We start from the raw sequence: 18,936 nt of genomic DNA, 5'->3' as shown, positions 1-18,936 counted from the left end.
GGCGCTTATCTCTTCCGACTGGTGTCTTCTCAAGCTTCCAGCACCCGCAGCGCGTCGCCGCTGGTCACGCCCAGCCGCTCGGCCTCCGCGATGGTGAGCGTGATCACCCCGTCCTCGCCGGGTCCGCGACCGATCCAGCTGCAGCGGAAGTCGCTCATGCCGGTGGTCGCGGCCATCCAGCCGGGGCGTTCGGGCTGGGCGAGAGAGTCGCCGCTGACTTCCACCGTGACGCAGGACGAGTGGCGAATGGCCAGAACGTCGTCGATATAGGCCTCGACCGTGGGGCCGCCGTCGAAGATGTCGATGTAGCCTTCCCAGCGCAGCCCTTCCTTCTTGAGCATCTCCAGCGCGGGCCGGGTGTGCTCGTGGACCTGGCCGATGCACTCCCGCGCCGCCTGGGGCAGAAACGGCGTGTAGATCGGGTACTTCGGCATCAGCTCGCCGATGAAGCTCTTCTGGCCCAGCCCGGTGAGCTGATCGGCCTGCTTGAACTCCATCGGGAAGAAGTGGCTGCCGAGGCTCTCCCAGAACGGGCTGACGCCGTCAGGGCTGAACACGCCGCGCATTTCCGCCAGCACCTTGGCCGGGAAACAGTCGCGAAACTCCGCCATGAACAGCCAGCGCGCCTTGGAGAGCAGCGTGCCGTTGCGATCGCGGCGATAGGCCGGACGCAGAAACAGCGAGGCGACTTCGGCGTCGCCGGTATGGTCAGAACTCAGAAACAGCGTGTCGATGGTGCGATGCAGATCAAGCTGAACCGACGAGTGGGCCAGCTTGCCGACACGGTAGTGATAGAACGGCGTCTCGCGGCCGACCTCGGCCTCGATCGCGCAGCAGCCTGCCAGTTCACCGCTCTGCTCGTCCTCGAGCACGAAGAAGTAGAGTCGTTCCTGTTCGGGAACGCGGCCCTCGAAGGCCGCCACCGCGTTGTCGATCTTGGCCGCCAGGAATTCGCGGCTGTTGGGCAGCGAGGTGAAACCGACCCCGGTCTCCTGGGCCAGTGCCTGCAGTTCGTCGATATCGTGGTGCCCAATGGGTCGCAGCCGCATTACAGTTCTCCCTCGTCCAACGCGTCTTCGACATTGGGTAACGCCAGCGGCGCAACCAGTACGGCACGTCCCTCCTCGACACCAAGCAGCGCCGCCTGCTCTTCCGACAGCATCAGCTGGCCGGTCGGCGTGAGCGCGTAGCGCGCGACGGTACAGCGAAAGTCCGCCAGTTGCTGATTGGCCACCATCGCGGGCTCCGCATCCGGCAGCGAGGCCGCCGGGCGGATCCGCACCGGGTGCCAGCCGCAGTGGGTCAGCGTATGCAGACGTTGCCGTTCCCCTCTCACCACCGGGCCGGCGTCGAAGATATCGACATGCCGCGATCGCACGAACCCTTCGGCCAGCATCTCTTGCAACGCCTGCTCGTGAGCCGGATGCTCGCGCCCGATCGCCGCCCGGGCCTGCGGGGTCAGTAGTGGCAGATAGAGCGGGAACTGCGGCATCACCTCGGCGATGAAGCTTTTCGAGCGCACGCCCGCCAGCAGATTGATCTCGTGGTACCCCTGCTCGAAGAAGTGGCGGCCGACACTGTCCCAGAACGGCGAGCCGCCCACTTCGTCGAGATAGCCCGGGAAGGCGACGCCCAGCGTCTCCGCGAAGCGTTCGGGATACTGGGCAATGAACATCAGCCGGGCCCGTCGTAGCAGCGTAGCCGCGCTGGTTCCGCGGTAGCGAGAATCCAGTGACAACGCGCATAGCAGCGACACTTCCGACATCTCGTGGGAGAGCGACAGTGTCTGCACCTCGTGGCGCAGATTGAGCTGCTGCGAGGCGTGGATCAGGGTTTCCTGACGGTACGTGTAATAGGCATCCTGCGCCCCCGCCTGGGCCCGGATGCTGGCGGTACCGACAATCTCCCCCAGATCCCGATCCTCGAGCACGAAGGTGTAGAGCTCGTCACCGGGAAAATCGACATTGTGCGCCAGCGAGCGGGAAGAGCGGGCAATGCGCTCCTCCAGCCGGTCGCGATGGGCGGGCAGGTTGGTCAGTTTGGGCGTGGACCCGCTGGCGAGCCGTTCGATTGCGGCCAGATCGCCCGACTGCGCCGGACGAACCAGCAGATGACCGACGCTACGCGCCGCGCCCTCTGCCATGGCCCCTGAAACAACGTCGGCGTCGATCATGACGGACCGACGAGTTGCCCGATGGCGATCTCGAGCCGCGCCATGCCCTCCTGGATATCCGCCTCCGGAATCACCAGCGACGGCGCCATGCGCAGCACGTTGGGACCGGCAACCAGAACCATCAGCCCCTGTTCGATGGCCGGCGGCAGGATGTCCCTCGCCTTGCCGTGGAAGTCATCACTCATCTCGGCGCCGATCAGCAGCCCCATGCCGCGAATCTCCTTGAACACGCCGTACTTGCGGTTGATGACCTCGAGATGCTCGCGGAACAGTGCGTGGCGACGCTCGACGCCGGACAGCACCTCCGGCGTATCGATGGTGGTCAACGCGGCCAGACCCACCGCGCAGGCCAGCGCATTGCCGCCATAGGTGGAACCGTGAGTGCCCACCGCCAGCGACGGCGCCACGCGATCGCTGGTCAGCATGGCGCCGATCGGGAAACCGCCGCCCAGCGCCTTGGCAGTGGTCAGGATGTCTGGCGTCACACCGTAGTGCATGTAGGCGTAGAGCTTGCCACTGCGGCCGACGCCGGATTGCACCTCGTCGACCACCAGCAGCGCCTGGTGCCGGTCGCACAGTTCGCGCAGGCCATGCATGAATTCCGGCGTCGCCGGGGTCACGCCGCCCTCGCCCTGGATCGGCTCGACCACGATGGCGCAGGTATCGTCGTCGATCAGCGCACGCACGCTGTCGAGGTCGTTGAACTCGGCATGCACGATGCCGCCCGGGATCGGGCCGAAGCCTTCGGAGTACTTGGGCTGACCGCCGACGCTGACGGTGAACAGCGTGCGGCCGTGAAACGCCTGCTTGAACGAGATGATCTTGTGCTTGTTCTCGCCGAAGTTGTCGAACGCCCAGCGCCGCGCCAGCTTGAACGCCGCCTCGTTGGCCTCGCCACCGGAAGAGCAGAAGTAGGCCTTGTCGGCGAAGGTCCGCTCGACCATCTGCCTGGCCAGCGCCAGGGCCGGTTCGTTGGTGTAGACGTTGGAGAGATGCCACAGCTTGTTGGCCTGCGTGGTCAGCGCGTCGACCAGCGCCGGATGGCAGTGCCCCAGCGCATTGACCGCGATACCGCCGGCGAAATCGATGTACTCCTTGCCCGCCTGATCCCACAGACGGCTCCCCTCGCCGCGCACCGGAATCGCCTGCTGCGGCGAATAGTTGGGGGTCATGTAGCGGTCGAAATCGTCACGCGTCGGGCTCGTGGCCATGTCTCTCTCCCTGGAGGTTTAGGGAAGCACTGCATAAATGCCTGCGCAGGCGAATCGCTGCGTTGCGCGGTGCTGGAGCGCCAGCCCGGTCGAATTCTCACCTACCCATAGGCTCCGGTTCCTGCGCTCCGCGCGTCTTGCGCTTCATCCTGCTCGTCGATTTATTCAGCGTTTCCTTAGGGTTGTTTCAGTTGAGTATAAGGAGGCGGCAGCCGGGCGGCTTTCAGCGATGGGACGGCGAATTGCGAAAAGCGTCCTACGCTGAAAGGCGCCACGGGGTTGTGTTCGCTGCCAATGCCCCGATGTCGAAGTGTACCCCCGCGACTTTCGTCGGAGCCATCACCCTCGCCTTCGAGACGGCATGGCTGGCGCCGGAACGCGAACCACAGCGCGGGAAAAAAGGAGAGACCTGATGAAAATCGATCTGACAGGCAAGACCGCCATCGTTACTGGCTCCACCGCCGGCATCGGGCTGGCCATCGCCGAGGGGCTGGCCGGCGCCGGTGCGACCGTCACCGTGACCGGGCGCACCCAGGCGCGGGTCGACGACGCCATCACCCAACTCGAGCGCAAGCTTTCGGGAGCAACCGTGGACGGGGTCGCTGCGGACCTGGGAACGGCCGAGGGCTGCCAGACGCTCATCGACCAGAAGCCGTCCTGCGACATCCTGATCAACAACGTCGGCATCTTCGGGCCCAAGGATTTCTTCGAGATCCCCGACGAGGAGTGGCAGCAGTTCTTCGATGTCAACGTGATGAGCGCAGTGCGGCTGTCGCGCCATTACGCTCAGGGGATGAAGCAGCGCGACTGGGGGCGTATCCAGTTCCTGTCGAGCGAGTCCGCGCTCAACATTCCCGCCGAGATGGTCCACTACGGCATGACCAAGAGCGCGGTGCAGTCGATCTCCAGAGGGCTGGCCAAGGTACTCGCCGGCACCCAGGTCACGGTCAACGCCGTGCTTCCCGGACCGACCAAGTCCGAGGGCGTCGGCAAGATGATCGCCGACATCGCCAGACAGCAGGGCATCAGCGAGGCCGAAGCGGAAGCCAACTTCGTCAAGGAGAATCGGCCGTCGTCGATCATCCAGCGCGTGGCCGAAGTCGAGGAAGTCGCCAACCTCAGTGTCTATCTCGCCTCGCCCCAGGCCAGCGCCACCACCGGCGCGGCAATGCGCGTCGAGGGCGGAATCGTCGATACGATGGCCTGAAGCCGCGAGCCACGAGCCGCGAGCCACGAGCCACGAGCCGCGAGCCACGAGCCGCGAGCCGCGAGCCGCGAGCCGCGAAGAACAGCGTGACTTTCGGAACGAAGAACGCCAGCGACGACGTCGCTGGCGTTCTTCGGTCGAAGCTCGAAGCTCGTGTCGTATTGCCGAGCGCAGCCCGTTTCAGCCCTCGTAACGTTTGAAGATCATGCTGGCGTTCACGCCCCCAAACCCGAAGCCGTTGCAGATAGCGTGCTCCATCGGCATCTGGCGCGATTCACCGTGGACCACGTCCAGATCCGCCGCCAGCGGGTCAGGATCGGTGTAGTTACGGGTCAGCGGTGCAACCTGGTCGCGCAGTGCCATCAGCGTGAAGATCGCCTCGACCCCGCCGGCGGCGCCCAGCAGGTGGCCGGTGGTCGCCTTGGTGGCGCTGATAGCGGGCGAGTGATCGCCGAACAGCCGATGAATGGCAGCCAGCTCACCCCGATCGCCCACCGGCGTCGAGGTGGCATGGGCGTTGAGATGCTGAATCTCGGACGCTTCCAGGCCGGCCTGACGCAGCGCGATCTGCATCGCCCGTGCCGCGCCGGAGCCATCCTCCGGACCCGCCGTCATGTGATAGGCGTCGGACGTGGTGCCATAGCCGACCAGCTCGGCGATAGGCGTCGCACCTCGCGCCAGAGCATGTTCAAGGGTCTCGATCACGATCAGCCCGGCGCCTTCGCCCATGACGAAGCCGTCCCGCGCCTGATCGAAGGGACGGGAAGCCTGCTCCGGGGTGGCGTTGAAATGGCTCGACAGCGCCTTGGCAGCAGCGAACCCCCCCAGACTGACGCGATCGATACAGGCTTCGCTGCCGCCGCACAACGCCACCTCGGCTTCACCGGCGTGAATCATGCGCGCGGCATCGCCGATCGCCTGCAGGCCAGCGGCACACGCCGTGACCGGCGCGCCGAGCGGCCCCTTGAAGCCGTGGCGAATCGATACCTGACCACAGGCGAGGTTGGCCAGGAACGAGGGGATAGTGAAGGGAGAGAGTCGACGCGGACCGCGGCTGTCGGTGGTACGTACCGCATCGGCGATCGCCGGGAAGCCGCCGATCCCGGAGCCGATCAAGGTCGCCGTGCGCTCCTTCTCCGCCTCCGTCTTCGGGAACCAGTTCGCCTGGGCCAGTGCCTCTTCCGCTGCCGCTACCGCCATCTGGATGAAGCGGTCCATCTTGCGCCGCTCCTTCGGGTCCATGGTCGCATCCGGATCGAAGCCGGCACTGTCCTCCTCGATGGTCGGCACCGGTCCGCCGACACCGGCGGCCAACCCCTCGACGATTTCCGCCGGTAGCCGGCGCAGACCGGAAGCGCCCGACAGCAGGCGCTGCCATACCGGTTCAATGCCGCAACCCAGCGGCGAGAGGAGCCCCATACCTGTCACTACGATACGTCGCATGACGATGTCCTTTCAGTCATTGATCGAGTCACTCGCCACCATGGCGGCGTGGCAGTCGGCGCGCGCCGCTGCTGGCTGCGAGTCGGAAGAATCGCCTCGTTCGAAGGCGTTGCGCATACGTTCGACACGGGCATGAACCGCCGGATTGGCATCGGGCCCCGGGGCCAGTCGCACGTCCCCGGGCGACAGCGGTCGCTCGTGGTGGCGGTCGTAGAGGATCGGCTCGACGGGGCGCTGGGTCCGTCGATCGATCAGATGGAAGCCATTGGCGTTGATCGGCAGATGCTGTTCCCCCCAGCGGTAGAGCATCAGAATGACCGGCGCGAGTTCGTGGCCCTTGGCCGTCAGATGATACTCGTGACGCGGCGGATGCTGCTGATAGCAGCGCTTTTCGAAAAGTTCATCAGAGACCATGCGCTCCAGGCGACGCGTCAACATGCTGGAAGCGATGCCAAGACCGCGCTGGAACTCGTCGAAGCGACGCGCGCCCTGCATGGCATCGCGCAGGATCAACAGGGTCCAGCTGTCGCCGACGCACGCCAGCGCGCGGGCCACCGGGCAGAGAGATGAGATATCGTGAGTCACTTTCATTATGGAAGTAACTCTACCGAATTTCCCGCGCCAAGGGAAATCCCGCCCGGGATCCGGGTCATGGGATCTCCGTCACCCGGCAGAAGCCGCTGGCGCGAGACGCATACGCACTCTCGGCAGTCGTTCGCCATGGCGTTCGACCCACTCCTGGCCAAGGGTTTCCCAGCCGCGCCCGGACAGCGCAGGCGCCAGCACCAGGCTTGCTTCGATCGACACCGCCGCGAATCCCGAGTCCCGCAACGCCTCGACAGACAGCGACAGCAGGCGTGTGCCTGCCCCTTGGCGCGCCACCGAGGGCCAGACGTAGAGCGTCTCGATGCGGCCCGCCGTCATATCGCGCTCGCAGAAGCCGATACAGTGGCCATCGCACTCGGCGACCAGCGTGGGATAGAGAGCCTGACGTGCCGCCCACGCCTCCGCAGTACGCGGCAGTGAGGCGGCCCAGGCCTCGCGTTGGGCCAGCGTGTACCGGCCCGCGGCCCCCTCCATGATCGCATGGTGAAAGACCTCGGCCTGATCCGAGGCATCCCTGGGCAGGGCCTGGCGGAAACGGGTTCGTTCGAGCATGGCGATCTCTCCTCCCATCGGGGACGGCATCGCGACTGTCTCAAGCCGTGACGTCGTCGACCAACTTCTCAAAGCGTGGAAATCGAAGGGCGATACGGGAGGCATCGTAGCTGCTCAACAGCGGCGGACCCCATTCACCTCGCGATAAACGCGCAAGACACTCATCCAACACATCTCCTTGGTATCATGCGAGTCTTCGAATGGCCGACGCACCCGCCACGCGAGCGCTCATGCAGTATGGCACCGTTATGAAATTTCACCTCTGGAACTGGCTTCACAATGCAATCGCCTCCCTTTGACGCCCCGCCCGCCGCCAGCGCCTTCCCGCTGGAGGCGATCGGTCACGTGGCCAGCGACTATCCCGACAAGTTCGGCATCCCCCGGCAGCCCGGGCTGGCACCGTCGGCGCGGGCGATTCTCTATCTGACACCGCCATTCGACGATCCGCTTGCCGTGGAGGGCATCGAGGCGATGAGCCATCTCTGGCTGACTTTCGTCTTCGATCGCAGCCCCCGGACATGGAAGCCCCGGGTTCGACCACCGCGCCTGGGCGGCAATCGCCGTGTCGGCGTGTTCGCCAGCCGAAGCACCCACCGTCCCAATCGGCTTGGCCAGTCGCTGGTGGAACTGGTCGGAGTGGAGCGCACCCCGCGCCCCTCTCTCGCCCGCACGCCAATTGCCGGCTCCCGCCTCGCTGGATGCGAGAGCCGGGTCAAGCTGCACTTGCGGGGGCACGATCTGTGCGATGCCACCCCGATCCTCGACATCAAGCCGTATCTCCCCTGGGCCGAGTCTCGCCCGGACGCCAATGCCGGTTTCGCCCCCGCGTCGCCGCCCCGCTACCGCGTCATCTTCGACGTCACTGCCGACGAGGCGCTTCGTCGGCATCCCGACGGCGACGCGCTGGGTCGGCTGATCGAGGAGGTGCTGGGGCAGGATCCGCGCCCTGCCTACCACGGCAGCACCGCGACCCGGCAGGGCGTGTCGAAGCGTTATGGCGTCCTGCTGCGCGACGTCAACGTCCGCTTTCGTGTCGACGAGCGCGATGGCGACACCGACATTCGGGTAGAGGCGATCGAGCCGCGCTGAACGGCTCAGCGCAGCGATCGCTCGAGCACCAGGCTGGCCGGCTCGCCCGGCGTGTCTTCCAGCGTGCCGACCTCGCGAAAGCCCAGCTTGTGCAGGACCCGAACCGACTTCGCGTGGTGCGGACGAACCAGGCCGTGGATCCTGTCCGCTGCCAGTCGCTCGGCGGCATAGTCGATCGCGCCCTGGCCCATCTCGGTGGCGTACCCCTTGCCCCACGCGGCGGGGGAGAAGCGATATCCCAGGTTCAGAATCCAGCCCCACCCCGCCTCTTTCGCCCAACCAAGGCCGCCAAAGCCGATGACGAACCCCGGATTCGCCTTCTCCTCGATGGCCCATATCCCGAAACCGTGGCGCTGCCAGTGATCGAGCCACCCGCCCAATACCGCCATCGATACCGCGGCATCGGCGTGGGGCCCGGCTGGGTTGAATTGGTGGGTCTCGGGATCGCCATAGATGGCGAACAGCCGCGGCCCGTCGGCGCTATCCGGCTTTCTCAGGATCAGCCGGTCGGTTTCATGGCGTGTCATGGTTCACCTCGTCATTGACCTTTCGGCGGGGTGACGCCCCGGCCGGCATCGCCAGCGCTGGCAAGCCTGCCCCGATGCCGCTAGGCTGGCGAATTTCGATGAAAGACTGGAGTGCCTTCGATGCGAAAGTCGCTGATCCCCCTGTGCCTGTCCGCCCTGACCCTGTTCTCGCTGCCGGCGCTCGCCGATGCCGATCACCCCCACGTGCGTCTGGAGACGAGCCAGGGCCCCATCGAGGTGGAGCTCGACGCCCAGGCAGCGCCCAAGACGGTGGAGAACTTCCTGCGGTACGTCGATGAGGACTTCTACGCCGGCACGGTCTTTCACCGTGTCATGCAGGACTTCATGATCCAGGGCGGCGGCATGACGGCGGACCTCGAGCCCAAGGAAACCCACGCACCGATCCCGCTGGAGAAGAGCGGTCTCGACAACACCCGCGGGACCATCGCCATGGCGCGGACCGCCAACCCGGATTCCGCCACCAGCCAGTTCTTCATCAACCTGGTCGACAACAGTGCGCTGAATTATCGCGACCTCTACAACCCGGGCTACACGGTGTTCGGTCATGTGGTATCCGGCATGGACGTGGTCGACGAGATCGCCGGAACGCCTACCGGGCGCCAGGGACCGCACGCCGACGTGCCTAAGACCCCGATCACCATCGAAAGCGTAAAGCGCATCGACTGACGATGGCGTGAGGCGCTAAAAGGTCTTTACTACAGCGTCCGAATAACAAGAAGCCCCGGCGGGGCTTCTAATGAGAATCAATTCTCAAGAAGCGCTGTAACAATCTCCGAGCGGAGCGAAGTGCAAGGCGTACGGCGCGCAGGAACCGGAGCCTATGAGGTATAGGTGAGGATTCCGATCGGACCGGCGCACCGGGGGCGTACAACAAAGCAATTTGCCCGCGCAGGAATTGAGACGGCGTTTCTAGAAGGTCATGCCCAGACGCCGCCCCACCTCTTCATAAGCCTCGATCACGCCGCCCAGGCCCTGGCGGAAGCGATCCTTGTCCAGCTTCTCGCGCGTCTCGGCGTCCCACAGTCGGCAACCGTCCGGCGAGAACTCGTCGCCCAGCACGATCTCACCCTCGAAGACACCGAACTCGAGCTTGTAGTCCACCAGCAGCATGCCACCGTCGAGAAACAGCTGCTTGAGCACATCGTTGACCCGGAACGTCAGCGACTTCATGGTCGCCAACTGCTGGGGGGTTGCCCAGCCGAACGTCTCCGCCAGCGACTCATTGATCATCGGATCGCCCTTCTCGTCGTTCTTCAGAAACAGTTCGAAGGTGGGCGGCGTCAGCGCAACCCCCTCTTCGACGCCGAGACGCCGCACTAGACCGCCGGCGGCGAGGTTACGCACCACGCACTCGACCGGGATCATCTCCATCTTCTTGACCACGCATTCGGTGTCCGACAGCAGTTGCTCGAAGTGCGTGGGAATGCCGGCCGCCTGGAGCTTCTCCATGATGAACGCATTGAACTGGTTGTTGACCATGCCCTTGCGTTCGAGCGCCTCCTTTTTCTTGCCGTCGAAGGCGCTGGTATCGTCGCGGAAATGCAGGACGAGCCGCTGCGGGTCGTCGCTCAGATAGACCGACTTGGCCTTGCCGGCATAGAGAAGATCGCGTTTTTGCATGGAGCTGTCTCCGTCGCGGCCCCGTGGGGCAGCAGGTTCGTGAAGAGGGTATTGGAGTATGGTGTGGCGACGGGGCGGACGGGTTCCAACGTCACGCCACCTGCTGCCAGTCGATGCCCCGATCCTGGGTCGAGACCAGCAGACGCGATTCATCGCCATCGAGCAATGGCACCAGTGCCTCCAGTACCCGCTCGGGGTGGTTATTTTGCGCCGACAGGTGCGAGCAGACAATCCGCTGCAGCCGATCGAGCCCCAGCCAACGCAGCAGGTCCGATGCCTGAGCGTTGGCCAGATGGCCCCAGCGGCCGGCGACACGCCGCTTGAGATGCGGCGGATAAGGCCCCTCTGCCAGCATGCGCGGATCGTGATTGCACTCGAGGAACAGCGCATCGCAGCCGCTAAAGGCATCGACCACGTGGGAAGTCGGATGGCCGAGATCGGTCAGCACGCCGAGACGGCGACCGTGGGCGCGAAAACAAAACTGGATCGGCTCGCGGGCATCGTGGGGTACGGTGACCGGGTCGATCTCCAGTCCGCCGATGGCGAAGCGTGCCTGCGGAACCAGCAGTTGATGGCTGGGCACCTCGCCGAGCTTGCCGGAGAGCCAGCTGCCAGCACTGAGATAGACCGGCAACTGATGGCGACGCGCCAACGCGCCAACCCCGGTGATATGGTCGCTGTGCTCGTGGGTGACCAGCACGGCGGCCAGCTGGCGCGGGTGGACGCCGACGCGAGCGAGGCGTTTCTCCGCCTCGCGTACGCCAAAGCCGCAATCCACCAGCACCAGAGTCTCGCCGTCGCTGACCAAGGTCGCGTTGCCCTTGCTACCGCTGCCCAGCGAGGCGAAGCTGAGCCCGGGTGCAGAGCGGCCCTCCGGTGAAGAATGCTGACCGGGCACCGACTGCAGCGGCATCACCGCAGCGTGGACGCGATGGCATCCAGCAGCTCCCGTGCCGCGGCGGGCTCGATTGGCTGCCCATCGGAGCCGGTCACCGTCACCACGCTGTTGCCGGCGTTCGAGTCGAGTTGGAGACGATAGCGGTTGGGCTGCGGATCGCTGCCGAACCAGTTGAACCAGCCACCGTCATCCGCGTCCAGCGGCAGGTAGTCGATGAAGAACTGGCCCGCGCTTCGGTTCTGGTCGGTCACCGTCAGGCGGTTGTCGTCGAAGCCATTCTGCAACTGATAGTAGAGTTCGGACCAGGCGCGCTCGCCATCCAGCGCCAGATCGAGTTCCCAGTTGCCGCCGCGGTTGCGCAGTTTCACGCGTTCGCTCTGGTCGAGCGGCTGGGCGGCCAACGAGACGCCGCTGTCCGCGGTGTGGTTGTTGTCCAGATAAGCCTTGATCGAACTCAGGCACTGGGCGCTGCTACCGATGTCGCAACGGACTTCGCTGGTGCCGCTACGCAGGCCCTGGCGCAGGCTCACGCTGCCCTGAGCCGTTTCGATGCGGCCGCCAGCGGCATTGATCGCCGTCGGGTTGACACCGTGATCGACGGCGAAGCCCTGCAGTCGCGGCCACACGCTGGCCGGCGCGGCATCGACCAGCAGCCAATGTTCGCTCCCCGCCTGGCGCATCTCGGCATAGGGTTGGTCATCGCCCTGCCCCGATGCCAGCGGTTGCGGACGAGGCGCATCGTCGATGGCATCCGACGCGGAGAAATCGCTGTCGGCCTCAGGCACGGGCATCGAATCCTGGTAACGCACCTGATTGCTCGAAGCCGGCAGCTCCAGCGGCTTGGCCATCTCGGCTTTCTGATACTCGACATTGCGGTCGTAATAGTAACCGTCCTGGAAAAGTCCGCAGCCGGAGAGGGCCAGCGACGAGCACAACATCAGAGGCATCCATTTGAGGATGGGCTTCATGCATCCACCTTTATTTGAAGCAATGGGCTGGTTGGCGATTCGAACCACGTCGGCAGATTTCACTTCGTTTCGATATTGGCGAGTTGCAGCGCTTCGCCGACGTTGCCGTGATAGCGCTCGGACAGCCAAGTCAGTGGCAGCCGGATGCCGGTCTCGGCATATCCCATGCGATTGAGCGCCCACTTGACCGGAATCGGATTGGATTCGATCCCGAGCGCCGTGTGCAGTGGGGCCAGGCGCGCGTTGATCTGGTGCGCCTTTTCACGTTGGCCGCTGGTCGCCGCGACGCAGAGATCGTGCATCGACTTTGGCGCGACGTTGGCGGTAACGGAAATATCGCCATGGCCGCCCATCAGCATGAAGTCGCAGGCGGTGGCGTCATCACCGGAGTAGAGCGCGAAGCCGCTACCCTCGAGACGATCGATCAGTTCCTCGGCACGTTCCAGGTTACCGGTGGCATCCTTCAGGCCAACGATCCGCTCGAGTTCCGCGAGCCGGAAAACCGTCTCGTTGTAGATGTCGGAACAGGTCCGCCCGGGAACGTTGTAGAGGATGATCGGCAGTTCGCTCGCCTCGGCGACCGCCTTGAAATGCTGATACAAGCCTTCCTGGGTCGGCTTGTTGTAATACGGCGCCACCGAGAGACAGCAGTCGGCGCCGACTTCACTGGCGTAGCGAGCCAGTTCGACCGCCTCCGCGGTGTTGTTGGCTCCCGTGCCGGCGATGACGGGGATTCGGCCGTTGACTTCTTCGACCACTGTGCGGATGACGTCGAAATGCTCGGCAAACGACATCGTGGTCGGCTCGCCAGTGGTACCGGCGGCAACGATGGCGTCCGTGCTGTGATCGAGATGGAAATTGACCAGGCGGCGCAGCGCCTCCCAATCGATCTCGCCACCGGCTTTCATCGGCGTCGCCATGGCAACGATACTGCCTGTGATCATCTTGCAGCTCTCTCTCTGTGACCGGATGGGCGGCCGGCCGCCTTATCCAATCGATATCGAACGACCGGAAACCGAATTACCGGCCGGATACACCCCGATGCCTGATTCGCTGGCGTGCCCTCCGCAGGACAGGCCAACGCTTCCCGGTTCCGGGCTCCAGCACGTCAGACATGATGTCGATGCGGTCATGGCGCCTGCCCAGGCGCGATTTCACGCCCCCAGATGGTACTCAGGCAGCCCCAACGTGTACAGCCGCCAGGTTGGCTGTCGCCGAGATCAAAGCGGCCTCCGGAAACCTGCCAGGGCATCGGCTACCGAGCATTGACCGCCAGGATCGGCTATCGTTCGCCATTCACTTCCCGGTTTCGGAGCGCCTCATGACACTCAGCGTTGGACAACCCGTAGAAGACTTCTCCGCCGAAGCGACCGGCGACACGCCCTTTCGGCTCGGCGACTATCGTGGCAAACAGGTGGTGATTTACTTCTATCCCAAGGACAGCACGCCCGGCTGCACCACCGAGGGTGGCGACTTTCGCGACAAGATCGGTGAATTCGAGGCCGCCAATACGATCGTCTTCGGTGTTTCGCGGGACGGTCTCAAGTCCCATGAGAACTTCAAGGCCAAGCAGGGCTTCCCGTTCGAGCTGATCTCCGATCGCGACGAGGCGGTCTGCCGTCAGTTCGACGTGATAAAGCTCAAGAAGATGTACGGCAAGGAGCACCTGGGCGTCGAGCGCAGCACCTTCCTGATCGACGCCGACGGCAAGCTCGCCCGCGAGTGGCGTGGCATCAAGGTCCCCGGCCACGTCGACGAAGTGCTGGAGGCCGCGCGCGAGCTCAATGGCTGAAGGTTTTCGGCTCGACCCGCTTCAAGACCAGTATGCCGTTACGCCCTAATCGAATGCAGGCCGCTGCCAGGCGGCCTGCCGCCGAAGCCCCATCAGCCTATCGCTCCCCTGGCAGCCCTGCATCACCAAGAGTCAATTTCGTTCAAGACACCCATGGCGATCTCGCGGATAGTCAATCGAGTCGCGTTCGCCGATCCACCGATCACTCATCACGGACTCGATGGCAGCTCGCTATCGATCGTGAAACGACCAGATGAAAACAATGGAAGCTACAGGACGAGCAAGGAAATCGATTATGACGCACCGAATCCATTGTACCCATGCCGGGCTGCCCGGCGTTCACTTGGTCGATATCCTGTCGGATCGTAGATTCCCCCGTCACTCACACGATGAGTACGGCATCGGCGTGATGCTCGACGGCGGACACGTCTCGTGGAGTGGACGCGGACGAGTCGAGGCAGGTCCGAGTCACGTGATTACCGTCAACCCCAACGAACTTCACGACGGCATCCCCGCCGGCGACAGTGCACGTCGCTGGCGCATGCTGTTCGTCGCCCCCCGCTTGATCACACGCGCCATCTGCCCCGATCTGGCGTCACGCGAATTCCACCATCCGGCGATGATCGACCCCGTCATGACACGGCGACTCCTTCAGGGCATGGCGGATATTCCCGACAGAGATCCCGGAGCGATCACGGAAATTATCGGCGATCTGTTCGGTTCGCTGCTCGACACACCGGAAACGGCGCCAACGGCCACAAAGCCGTCCTATGGCGTTCAACTGATGTTGGAGCGAATTCATGATGATCCACTCGAGGCGCCCTCTCTGGCGGCATTGGCCAGAATCGCCGGACTGACACCTTATACCGCGCTGCGCCGGTTCCGACGCGAAGTCGGTACCACCCCTCACGCCTACCTCAAACAGCGCCGTGTGCGCTTGGCCTGCGCCGCAATCAGTCGCAACCTTTCGCTGACCGAGGCAGCCGCCGTGACCGGGTTCGCCGATCAGAGCCATATGACGCGCGCCTTCGTGCGCCAGTTAGGCGTCACCCCAGGCCAGTGGCGCGCCTGACATGGCTGTCTAAAGAGGAACCGATACCGTCATGACGACCGAGTTTCTGTTGACCGCCCTGATCGTCGTGCTGCTGCCCGGCACCGGGGTGCTCTATACCCTGGCCAATGGGCTGGGAGGCGGGGCCCGCGCCGCCATTCTGGCAGCGCTGGGTTGCACCTTGGGCATCGCTCCTCAGTTGCTGCTGGCCACGCTGGGCTTGACCGCCGTTCTCGAGACGAGCGACGTCCTGTTCCAGGCGCTGCGCCTCGCAGGGACGCTCTATCTGCTGTTCATGGCGTGGCAGGTCGGGCGGGCTCGGGGAGTCATGAATGTCGATACCCAGCACTCACCTCGCGGCAGCCTGAGGCTGATCGGCACGGGGATCTGGCTCAATCTGCTCAACCCCAAGCTAGGTCTGTTCTTCCTCGCCTTCCTGCCCCAATTCGTACCGGCCGACAACACCGAGGCGCGCACCACGTTTTTCCTTCTCGGCCTGATATTCGTGGCCATGACGCTACTCGTGTTCATCGGCTACGGACTCATGGCGGCCTGGGTGCGCGACCACGTCATCGGCAGACCTCGGGTGATGGCGTTCATTCGTGCCAGCTTTGCCGCTGCCTTCGTGCTGCTCGCGCTGCGGCTGGGATTCGAGACACTCTGAAGTTCGACCACTGCGACAGGACAGAAGCCGCTCGATGGGCATCCTGCGTACCCGACGCAGACTCGTCCGCCGAGCACGAATCGTCACTTCTCCGCTGATATCGCGGCCTGGCCCGACTCCCCTCGCGGCCAGGCCTGCACCAGCGCCTTGATCAGGGTCGCCAGCGGAATGGCGAAGAACACCCCCCAGAACCCCCACAGCCCGCCGAAGAACAGCACCGCCAGGATGATCGAGACCGGGTGCAGGTTGACCGCTTCCGAAAACAGAATCGGCACCAGCACGTTGCCGTCGAGCGCCTGCAGGATGGCGTAGGCCACGAGCACGTAGAAGAACTGGTCCCCGACGCCGAAGTGGAAGCCGGCTACCGCCGCGACGGGCAGCGTCGCCACCGCCGCGCCAATGTAGGGCACCAGCACCGACAGGCCCACCATTAGCCCGAGCAGTGCCGAATAGGGCAACCCGAACGCCCAGAAGACGATGAAGGCCACGCTGCCGACGATGATGATCTCGATCGTCTTGCCGCGCACGTAGTTGGCGATCTGGTCGTCCATCTCCTGCCAGATGCGAGTCATCAGCGTGCGCTTGCCAGGTAGCATCGACAGCATGAAATCGATCAGCCGCTCGCGGTCCTTGAGCATGAAGAAGACCAGAATCGGCACCAGCACCAGGTAGATGATCACCGCCATCAGGTTGCCCAGCGACGCCAGCGAGAACGTCAGCGCACGCTGGCCAAGCTGTGACGCCTGGTGGCCTGCCGTGGCGATCCAGCCCTGGACCTGGTCCGGGGTGACGATGGTGGGGTATCTGGCCTGCATTTCGCCCAGCCAGCGCTGACTGCTGGCGAACATGTCGGGGGCCTCCCTCACCAGTTCGACCAGTTGGTTCCAGACCAGCGGCATCACGATCAGCGCCAGCGCCAGCAGCGCGCCCACGAACAGCAGGAAGACCAGCCCAACCGCCAGCAGTCGCGGCAATCCGCGACGTTCCAGCCAGGCCACCACGCCCTGCAGCAGGAAGGCGATCACCAGCGCGGTAAAAAACGGGGCCAGCGCGCCGCCGAGCCAGATGACGATGGCAAAGCCGCCGATCAGCAGTGCCAGCAGAACGATGGCTTCCTCGTCGGACAGATACCGCTCGAACCAGTTACGCAGGATGCCCTTCAAACTCATGCTCGCGCCTCTCCATCGGCTTTACGCAGCCAGTAGCGATACACACCCGACTTCTCTTCGCGCCCGACCAGCACATGTCGGCTATGCTCGACGAAACTGTCGAAATCCCGCCACGAACCGGCGTCCGTCGCGATCACTTCGAGCAGTTGCCCGGCCTGCATGCCCGCAAGCGCCTGCTTGGCCTTCAGCAGCGGCAACGGGCAGCTCAGACCGGAGGCATCCAGTCGACGATCCGGCTGTTGAGACATGACATACCCCAGGTTGATTGGAAAGAGGCTCGCTAGCGCGATAAGCCCGCCACGACGGCTGTTGCAAGGCCCGGATTTTCCAGGGTCTGTTCACACTATCCACGCGTCGTATAGTGTGAACAGGCCCTAGGCAACGTCTGCGACAAGCTGCGGTCGAACGCATGATAGCGCAGACCACCATCGGCCACCCCGGCTTCAGCCTGAATGAGGATCGAGATCGTCAGCATGAACCGTCAACGACTGGCATCATTCAAGCGGCGCCTGCTGGCCGTTTCACTGCTTTCCGCGGGACTGGCCGGCACCCAGCCGCCCGCACACGCCCAGCAAGGCTATCAGCTCCCGGATCTCGGCAGTACCAGCGCCGCCGTCACGTCCAACGACGAATATCGTTTGGGTCGTGCCTGGCTGCGTCAATTTCGCGCCCAGACCGATCCGTGGCAGGACCCGGTCACCCAGACCTACGTCCGCTCGATGCTGGCCAAGCTGGTGCCCTACAGCGGGGTCAACGAGCGACTCGTGGTGACGATGGTCGACAGCCGCCTGCTGAACGCGTTTGCCGTGCCCGGAGGCGTGGTCGGGATCAACGCCGGTCTGTTCGCCACGGCGCCCGACGAGGACGAGTTCGCCTCGGTGCTGGCACACGAACTGGGCCATCTGGCTCAGCGCCACTACGCCAGACGCATGGAGCGGGTCGAGGAGACGCAATTGCCCACCATGGCGGCGATGCTGGCCGGGATGATCATCGCGGCAGGCGGCGGCGGTAGTGCGGGCATTGCCGCGATGATGGGTTCGCAGGCGGCGTTCATCCAGGACCAGCTCGCCTATTCCCGCCGGTTCGAACAGGAGGCCGACCGCGTTGGCCTCAGCGCCATGGCCAAGGCCGGGTACGACCCGCAGGCCATGCCGGAGATGTTCCGCACGTTGCAGAAACTCGCCGCACTCCAGGGCGGCAATCCCCCCGAGTTCCTGCTGACCCACCCGGTCACCGAATCGCGGATCAGTGACACCCAGGCCCGGGCCGATCAGTTGCCCTCGCCGCCACCCCGGGACGACCCGACCTACGCCATGATTCGCGGGCGAGCATTGCTGATGCTCAACCGGGATAACCCGACCCAGGCGATGACGGCGCTTCGGCAGGACGATCCGCCAGCGGCTGCCGTACGCTATCTGCAAGCGCTCACCGACGCACAGCAGGCGCGTCCCGACGCGGCGCTGAAGACGCTCGACGAGCTCGCCAGAGATTATCCCGACCTTTCGATGATCCCCGTCACCGCCGCCCAGGTCGCCTACGACGCCGGGCGCCACCAGGACGCACTGGCGAGAGCACGACACATCCTGCGGCTGTCTCCCGGCTATTATCCGGCACAGTGGGTGCAGGCGGAGACGCTGGTGCAGACAGCGCCGGCGCAGGCGTTCGACGTGCTGCGAGAGATGAGCGAGCAGTATCCGGAGGATCCCAACGTGTTCGGCCTGCTGTCCGAGGCGGCCGGTCGCACCGGCCGCGATGCCTGGGGCCAGCTGGCTCGCGCCGAGCAGCTCCAGCTCGAGGGTCGCATCGACACCGCCATTCGTCAGATCGACTCCGCCGAAAAAGTCGCCAAACAGAGTGGCGACTACGCCATGGCCAGCCGCATCGAGCAACGACGCAAGGATTTCCTCGGCTACCGCGATACCATGCGGAGCTTCTGACCGAATGG

Annotated in this window: 20 protein-coding genes; 7 read left to right on the top strand and 13 right to left on the bottom strand. The window is 64.6% G+C overall.

The features are described 5' to 3' along the window. Positions 1–29 precede the first annotated feature (29 nt). Genes astA through F0A16_RS04930 form a run of 3 tightly spaced genes read right to left on the bottom strand, consistent with a single transcriptional unit; the run spans position 30 to position 3,384 of the window. The gene (astA, locus tag F0A16_RS04940) at positions 30–1,049 is read right to left on the bottom strand and encodes an arginine N-succinyltransferase (RefSeq protein ID WP_149434278.1); all 1,020 of its coding nucleotides are present in this window, start codon (positions 1,047–1,049) and stop codon (positions 30–32) included. Beyond that, the gene (locus F0A16_RS04935) at positions 1,049–2,143 is read right to left on the bottom strand and encodes an arginine N-succinyltransferase (protein ID WP_149434564.1); all 1,095 of its coding nucleotides are present in this window, start codon (positions 2,141–2,143) and stop codon (positions 1,049–1,051) included. The genes astA and F0A16_RS04935 overlap by 1 nt, the downstream gene beginning before the upstream one ends. Before the next feature lie 26 nt (positions 2,144–2,169). Next, on the bottom strand, positions 2,170–3,384 hold the full coding sequence (locus F0A16_RS04930; RefSeq protein WP_149434277.1) for an aspartate aminotransferase family protein: 1,215 nt from the start codon (positions 3,382–3,384) through the stop codon (positions 2,170–2,172). A gap of 412 nt (positions 3,385–3,796) precedes the next feature. Here F0A16_RS04930 and F0A16_RS04925 point away from each other — a divergent pair, with 412 nt between their 5' ends. Then, the gene (locus F0A16_RS04925) at positions 3,797–4,591 is read left to right on the top strand and encodes an SDR family NAD(P)-dependent oxidoreductase (RefSeq protein WP_149434276.1); all 795 of its coding nucleotides are present in this window, start codon (positions 3,797–3,799) and stop codon (positions 4,589–4,591) included. A 180-nt stretch (positions 4,592–4,771) separates the two neighbouring features. On the opposite strand, the gene fabF is transcribed toward F0A16_RS04925, so the two are convergent. The 3 genes from fabF to F0A16_RS04910 form a co-directional block, all read right to left on the bottom strand. Further along, positions 4,772–6,034 carry a beta-ketoacyl-ACP synthase II gene (gene fabF, locus F0A16_RS04920; protein ID WP_149434275.1) on the bottom strand — a complete coding sequence of 421 codons (1,263 nt, stop codon included), beginning with the start codon at positions 6,032–6,034 and terminating at the stop codon, positions 4,772–4,774. Between the two features lie 12 nt (positions 6,035–6,046). Beyond that, on the bottom strand, positions 6,047–6,625 hold the full coding sequence (locus F0A16_RS04915) for a winged helix-turn-helix transcriptional regulator (RefSeq protein WP_149434274.1): 579 nt from the start codon (positions 6,623–6,625) through the stop codon (positions 6,047–6,049). A 72-nt stretch (positions 6,626–6,697) separates the two neighbouring features. Then, positions 6,698–7,192 carry a GNAT family N-acetyltransferase gene (locus F0A16_RS04910; RefSeq protein WP_149434273.1) on the bottom strand — a complete coding sequence of 165 codons (495 nt, stop codon included), beginning with the start codon at positions 7,190–7,192 and terminating at the stop codon, positions 6,698–6,700. Positions 7,193–7,471: 279 nt separating this feature from the next. On the opposite strand from F0A16_RS04910, the gene tsaA reads away from it, so the two are divergent. Further along, entirely contained in the window at positions 7,472–8,281 is an 810-nt protein-coding gene (gene tsaA / locus F0A16_RS04905) for a tRNA (N6-threonylcarbamoyladenosine(37)-N6)-methyltransferase TrmO (protein ID WP_149434272.1), read from the top strand. A 5-nt stretch (positions 8,282–8,286) separates the two neighbouring features. Here the strand turns inward: tsaA and F0A16_RS04900 are convergent, their stop codons facing one another. Continuing rightward, positions 8,287–8,808: a GNAT family N-acetyltransferase gene (locus F0A16_RS04900; RefSeq protein ID WP_149434271.1), complete on the bottom strand. Its 522-nt coding sequence runs from the start codon at positions 8,806–8,808 to the stop codon at positions 8,287–8,289. Between the two features lie 120 nt (positions 8,809–8,928). Between F0A16_RS04900 and F0A16_RS04895 the strand changes: the two genes are divergently transcribed. Then, complete coding sequence (locus tag F0A16_RS04895; protein WP_149434270.1) at positions 8,929–9,495, top strand: peptidylprolyl isomerase; 567 nt, start codon at positions 8,929–8,931, stop codon at positions 9,493–9,495. A 243-nt stretch (positions 9,496–9,738) separates the two neighbouring features. Here F0A16_RS04895 and purC read toward each other — a convergent pair whose 3' ends face one another. The 4 genes from purC to dapA form a co-directional block, all read right to left on the bottom strand. Further along, a complete protein-coding gene (purC, locus tag F0A16_RS04890; protein ID WP_149434269.1) occupies positions 9,739–10,449 on the bottom strand; it encodes a phosphoribosylaminoimidazolesuccinocarboxamide synthase in 711 nt (236 codons plus the stop codon). A gap of 91 nt (positions 10,450–10,540) precedes the next feature. Beyond that, a complete protein-coding gene (locus F0A16_RS04885) occupies positions 10,541–11,362 on the bottom strand; it encodes an MBL fold metallo-hydrolase (protein ID WP_149434268.1) in 822 nt (273 codons plus the stop codon). After that, positions 11,362–12,315 (bottom strand): outer membrane protein assembly factor BamC, encoded by a 954-nt coding sequence (gene bamC / locus F0A16_RS04880; protein ID WP_149434267.1) that lies wholly within the window; start codon positions 12,313–12,315, stop codon positions 11,362–11,364. Before bamC ends, F0A16_RS04885 begins: the two co-directional genes overlap by 1 nt. Positions 12,316–12,374: 59 nt before the next feature. Further along, positions 12,375–13,259 carry a 4-hydroxy-tetrahydrodipicolinate synthase gene (gene dapA / locus F0A16_RS04875; RefSeq protein WP_149434266.1) on the bottom strand — a complete coding sequence of 295 codons (885 nt, stop codon included), beginning with the start codon at positions 13,257–13,259 and terminating at the stop codon, positions 12,375–12,377. Positions 13,260–13,636: 377 nt separating this feature from the next. Here dapA and F0A16_RS04870 point away from each other — a divergent pair, with 377 nt between their 5' ends. The 3 genes from F0A16_RS04870 (at position 13,637) to F0A16_RS04860 (ending at position 15,822) form a co-directional block, all read left to right on the top strand. After that, a complete protein-coding gene (locus F0A16_RS04870) occupies positions 13,637–14,107 on the top strand; it encodes a peroxiredoxin (RefSeq protein ID WP_149434265.1) in 471 nt (156 codons plus the stop codon). A gap of 295 nt (positions 14,108–14,402) precedes the next feature. Further along, entirely contained in the window at positions 14,403–15,179 is a 777-nt protein-coding gene (locus F0A16_RS04865; protein ID WP_187775903.1) for an AraC family transcriptional regulator, read from the top strand. Positions 15,180–15,210: 31 nt separating this feature from the next. Beyond that, positions 15,211–15,822 (top strand): LysE family translocator, encoded by a 612-nt coding sequence (locus tag F0A16_RS04860; protein WP_149434263.1) that lies wholly within the window; start codon positions 15,211–15,213, stop codon positions 15,820–15,822. Between the two features lie 83 nt (positions 15,823–15,905). Here F0A16_RS04860 and F0A16_RS04855 read toward each other — a convergent pair whose 3' ends face one another. Then, complete coding sequence (locus F0A16_RS04855) at positions 15,906–16,991, bottom strand: AI-2E family transporter (protein WP_149434262.1); 1,086 nt, start codon at positions 16,989–16,991, stop codon at positions 15,906–15,908. Beyond that, entirely contained in the window at positions 16,988–17,239 is a 252-nt protein-coding gene (locus tag F0A16_RS04850; protein ID WP_149434261.1) for a sulfurtransferase TusA family protein, read from the bottom strand. Before F0A16_RS04850 ends, F0A16_RS04855 begins: the two co-directional genes overlap by 4 nt. A 225-nt stretch (positions 17,240–17,464) precedes the next feature. Between F0A16_RS04850 and F0A16_RS04845 the strand changes: the two genes are divergently transcribed. Further along, a complete protein-coding gene (locus F0A16_RS04845) occupies positions 17,465–18,928 on the top strand; it encodes a M48 family metalloprotease (RefSeq protein WP_149434260.1) in 1,464 nt (487 codons plus the stop codon). Positions 18,929–18,936: the final 8 nt, after the last annotated feature.

It is taken from the genome of Salinicola corii (genome assembly GCF_008298015.1).
Lineage (GTDB): Bacteria > Pseudomonadota > Gammaproteobacteria > Pseudomonadales > Halomonadaceae > Salinicola > Salinicola corii.
Note: the sequence above shows the minus strand (reverse complement) of the source record. Positions and strands in the feature narration are given on the sequence as shown.

Coding starts and splice junctions, on each gene's coding strand:
- F0A16_RS04870 (WP_149434265.1), top strand. CDS start 13,637: ATGACACTCAGCGTTGGACAACCCGTAGAAGACTTCTCCGCCGAAGCG.
- F0A16_RS04845 (WP_149434260.1), top strand. CDS start 17,465: ATGAACCGTCAACGACTGGCATCATTCAAGCGGCGCCTGCTGGCCGTT.
- F0A16_RS04850 (WP_149434261.1), bottom strand. CDS start 17,239: ATGTCTCAACAGCCGGATCGTCGACTGGATGCCTCCGGTCTGAGCTGC.
- F0A16_RS04895 (WP_149434270.1), top strand. CDS start 8,929: ATGCGAAAGTCGCTGATCCCCCTGTGCCTGTCCGCCCTGACCCTGTTC.
- F0A16_RS04915 (WP_149434274.1), bottom strand. CDS start 6,625: ATGAAAGTGACTCACGATATCTCATCTCTCTGCCCGGTGGCCCGCGCG.
- F0A16_RS04935 (WP_149434564.1), bottom strand. CDS start 2,143: ATGGCAGAGGGCGCGGCGCGTAGCGTCGGTCATCTGCTGGTTCGTCCG.
- F0A16_RS04855 (WP_149434262.1), bottom strand. CDS start 16,991: ATGAGTTTGAAGGGCATCCTGCGTAACTGGTTCGAGCGGTATCTGTCC.
- astA (WP_149434278.1), bottom strand. CDS start 1,049: ATGCGGCTGCGACCCATTGGGCACCACGATATCGACGAACTGCAGGCA.
- F0A16_RS04860 (WP_149434263.1), top strand. CDS start 15,211: ATGACGACCGAGTTTCTGTTGACCGCCCTGATCGTCGTGCTGCTGCCC.
- purC (WP_149434269.1), bottom strand. CDS start 10,449: ATGCAAAAACGCGATCTTCTCTATGCCGGCAAGGCCAAGTCGGTCTAT.
- tsaA (WP_149434272.1), top strand. CDS start 7,472: ATGCAATCGCCTCCCTTTGACGCCCCGCCCGCCGCCAGCGCCTTCCCG.
- F0A16_RS04900 (WP_149434271.1), bottom strand. CDS start 8,808: ATGACACGCCATGAAACCGACCGGCTGATCCTGAGAAAGCCGGATAGC.
- F0A16_RS04885 (WP_149434268.1), bottom strand. CDS start 11,362: ATGCCGCTGCAGTCGGTGCCCGGTCAGCATTCTTCACCGGAGGGCCGC.
- bamC (WP_149434267.1), bottom strand. CDS start 12,315: ATGAAGCCCATCCTCAAATGGATGCCTCTGATGTTGTGCTCGTCGCTG.
- F0A16_RS04925 (WP_149434276.1), top strand. CDS start 3,797: ATGAAAATCGATCTGACAGGCAAGACCGCCATCGTTACTGGCTCCACC.
- F0A16_RS04930 (WP_149434277.1), bottom strand. CDS start 3,384: ATGGCCACGAGCCCGACGCGTGACGATTTCGACCGCTACATGACCCCC.
- F0A16_RS04910 (WP_149434273.1), bottom strand. CDS start 7,192: ATGCTCGAACGAACCCGTTTCCGCCAGGCCCTGCCCAGGGATGCCTCG.
- dapA (WP_149434266.1), bottom strand. CDS start 13,259: ATGATCACAGGCAGTATCGTTGCCATGGCGACGCCGATGAAAGCCGGT.
- fabF (WP_149434275.1), bottom strand. CDS start 6,034: ATGCGACGTATCGTAGTGACAGGTATGGGGCTCCTCTCGCCGCTGGGT.
- F0A16_RS04865 (WP_187775903.1), top strand. CDS start 14,403: ATGACGCACCGAATCCATTGTACCCATGCCGGGCTGCCCGGCGTTCAC.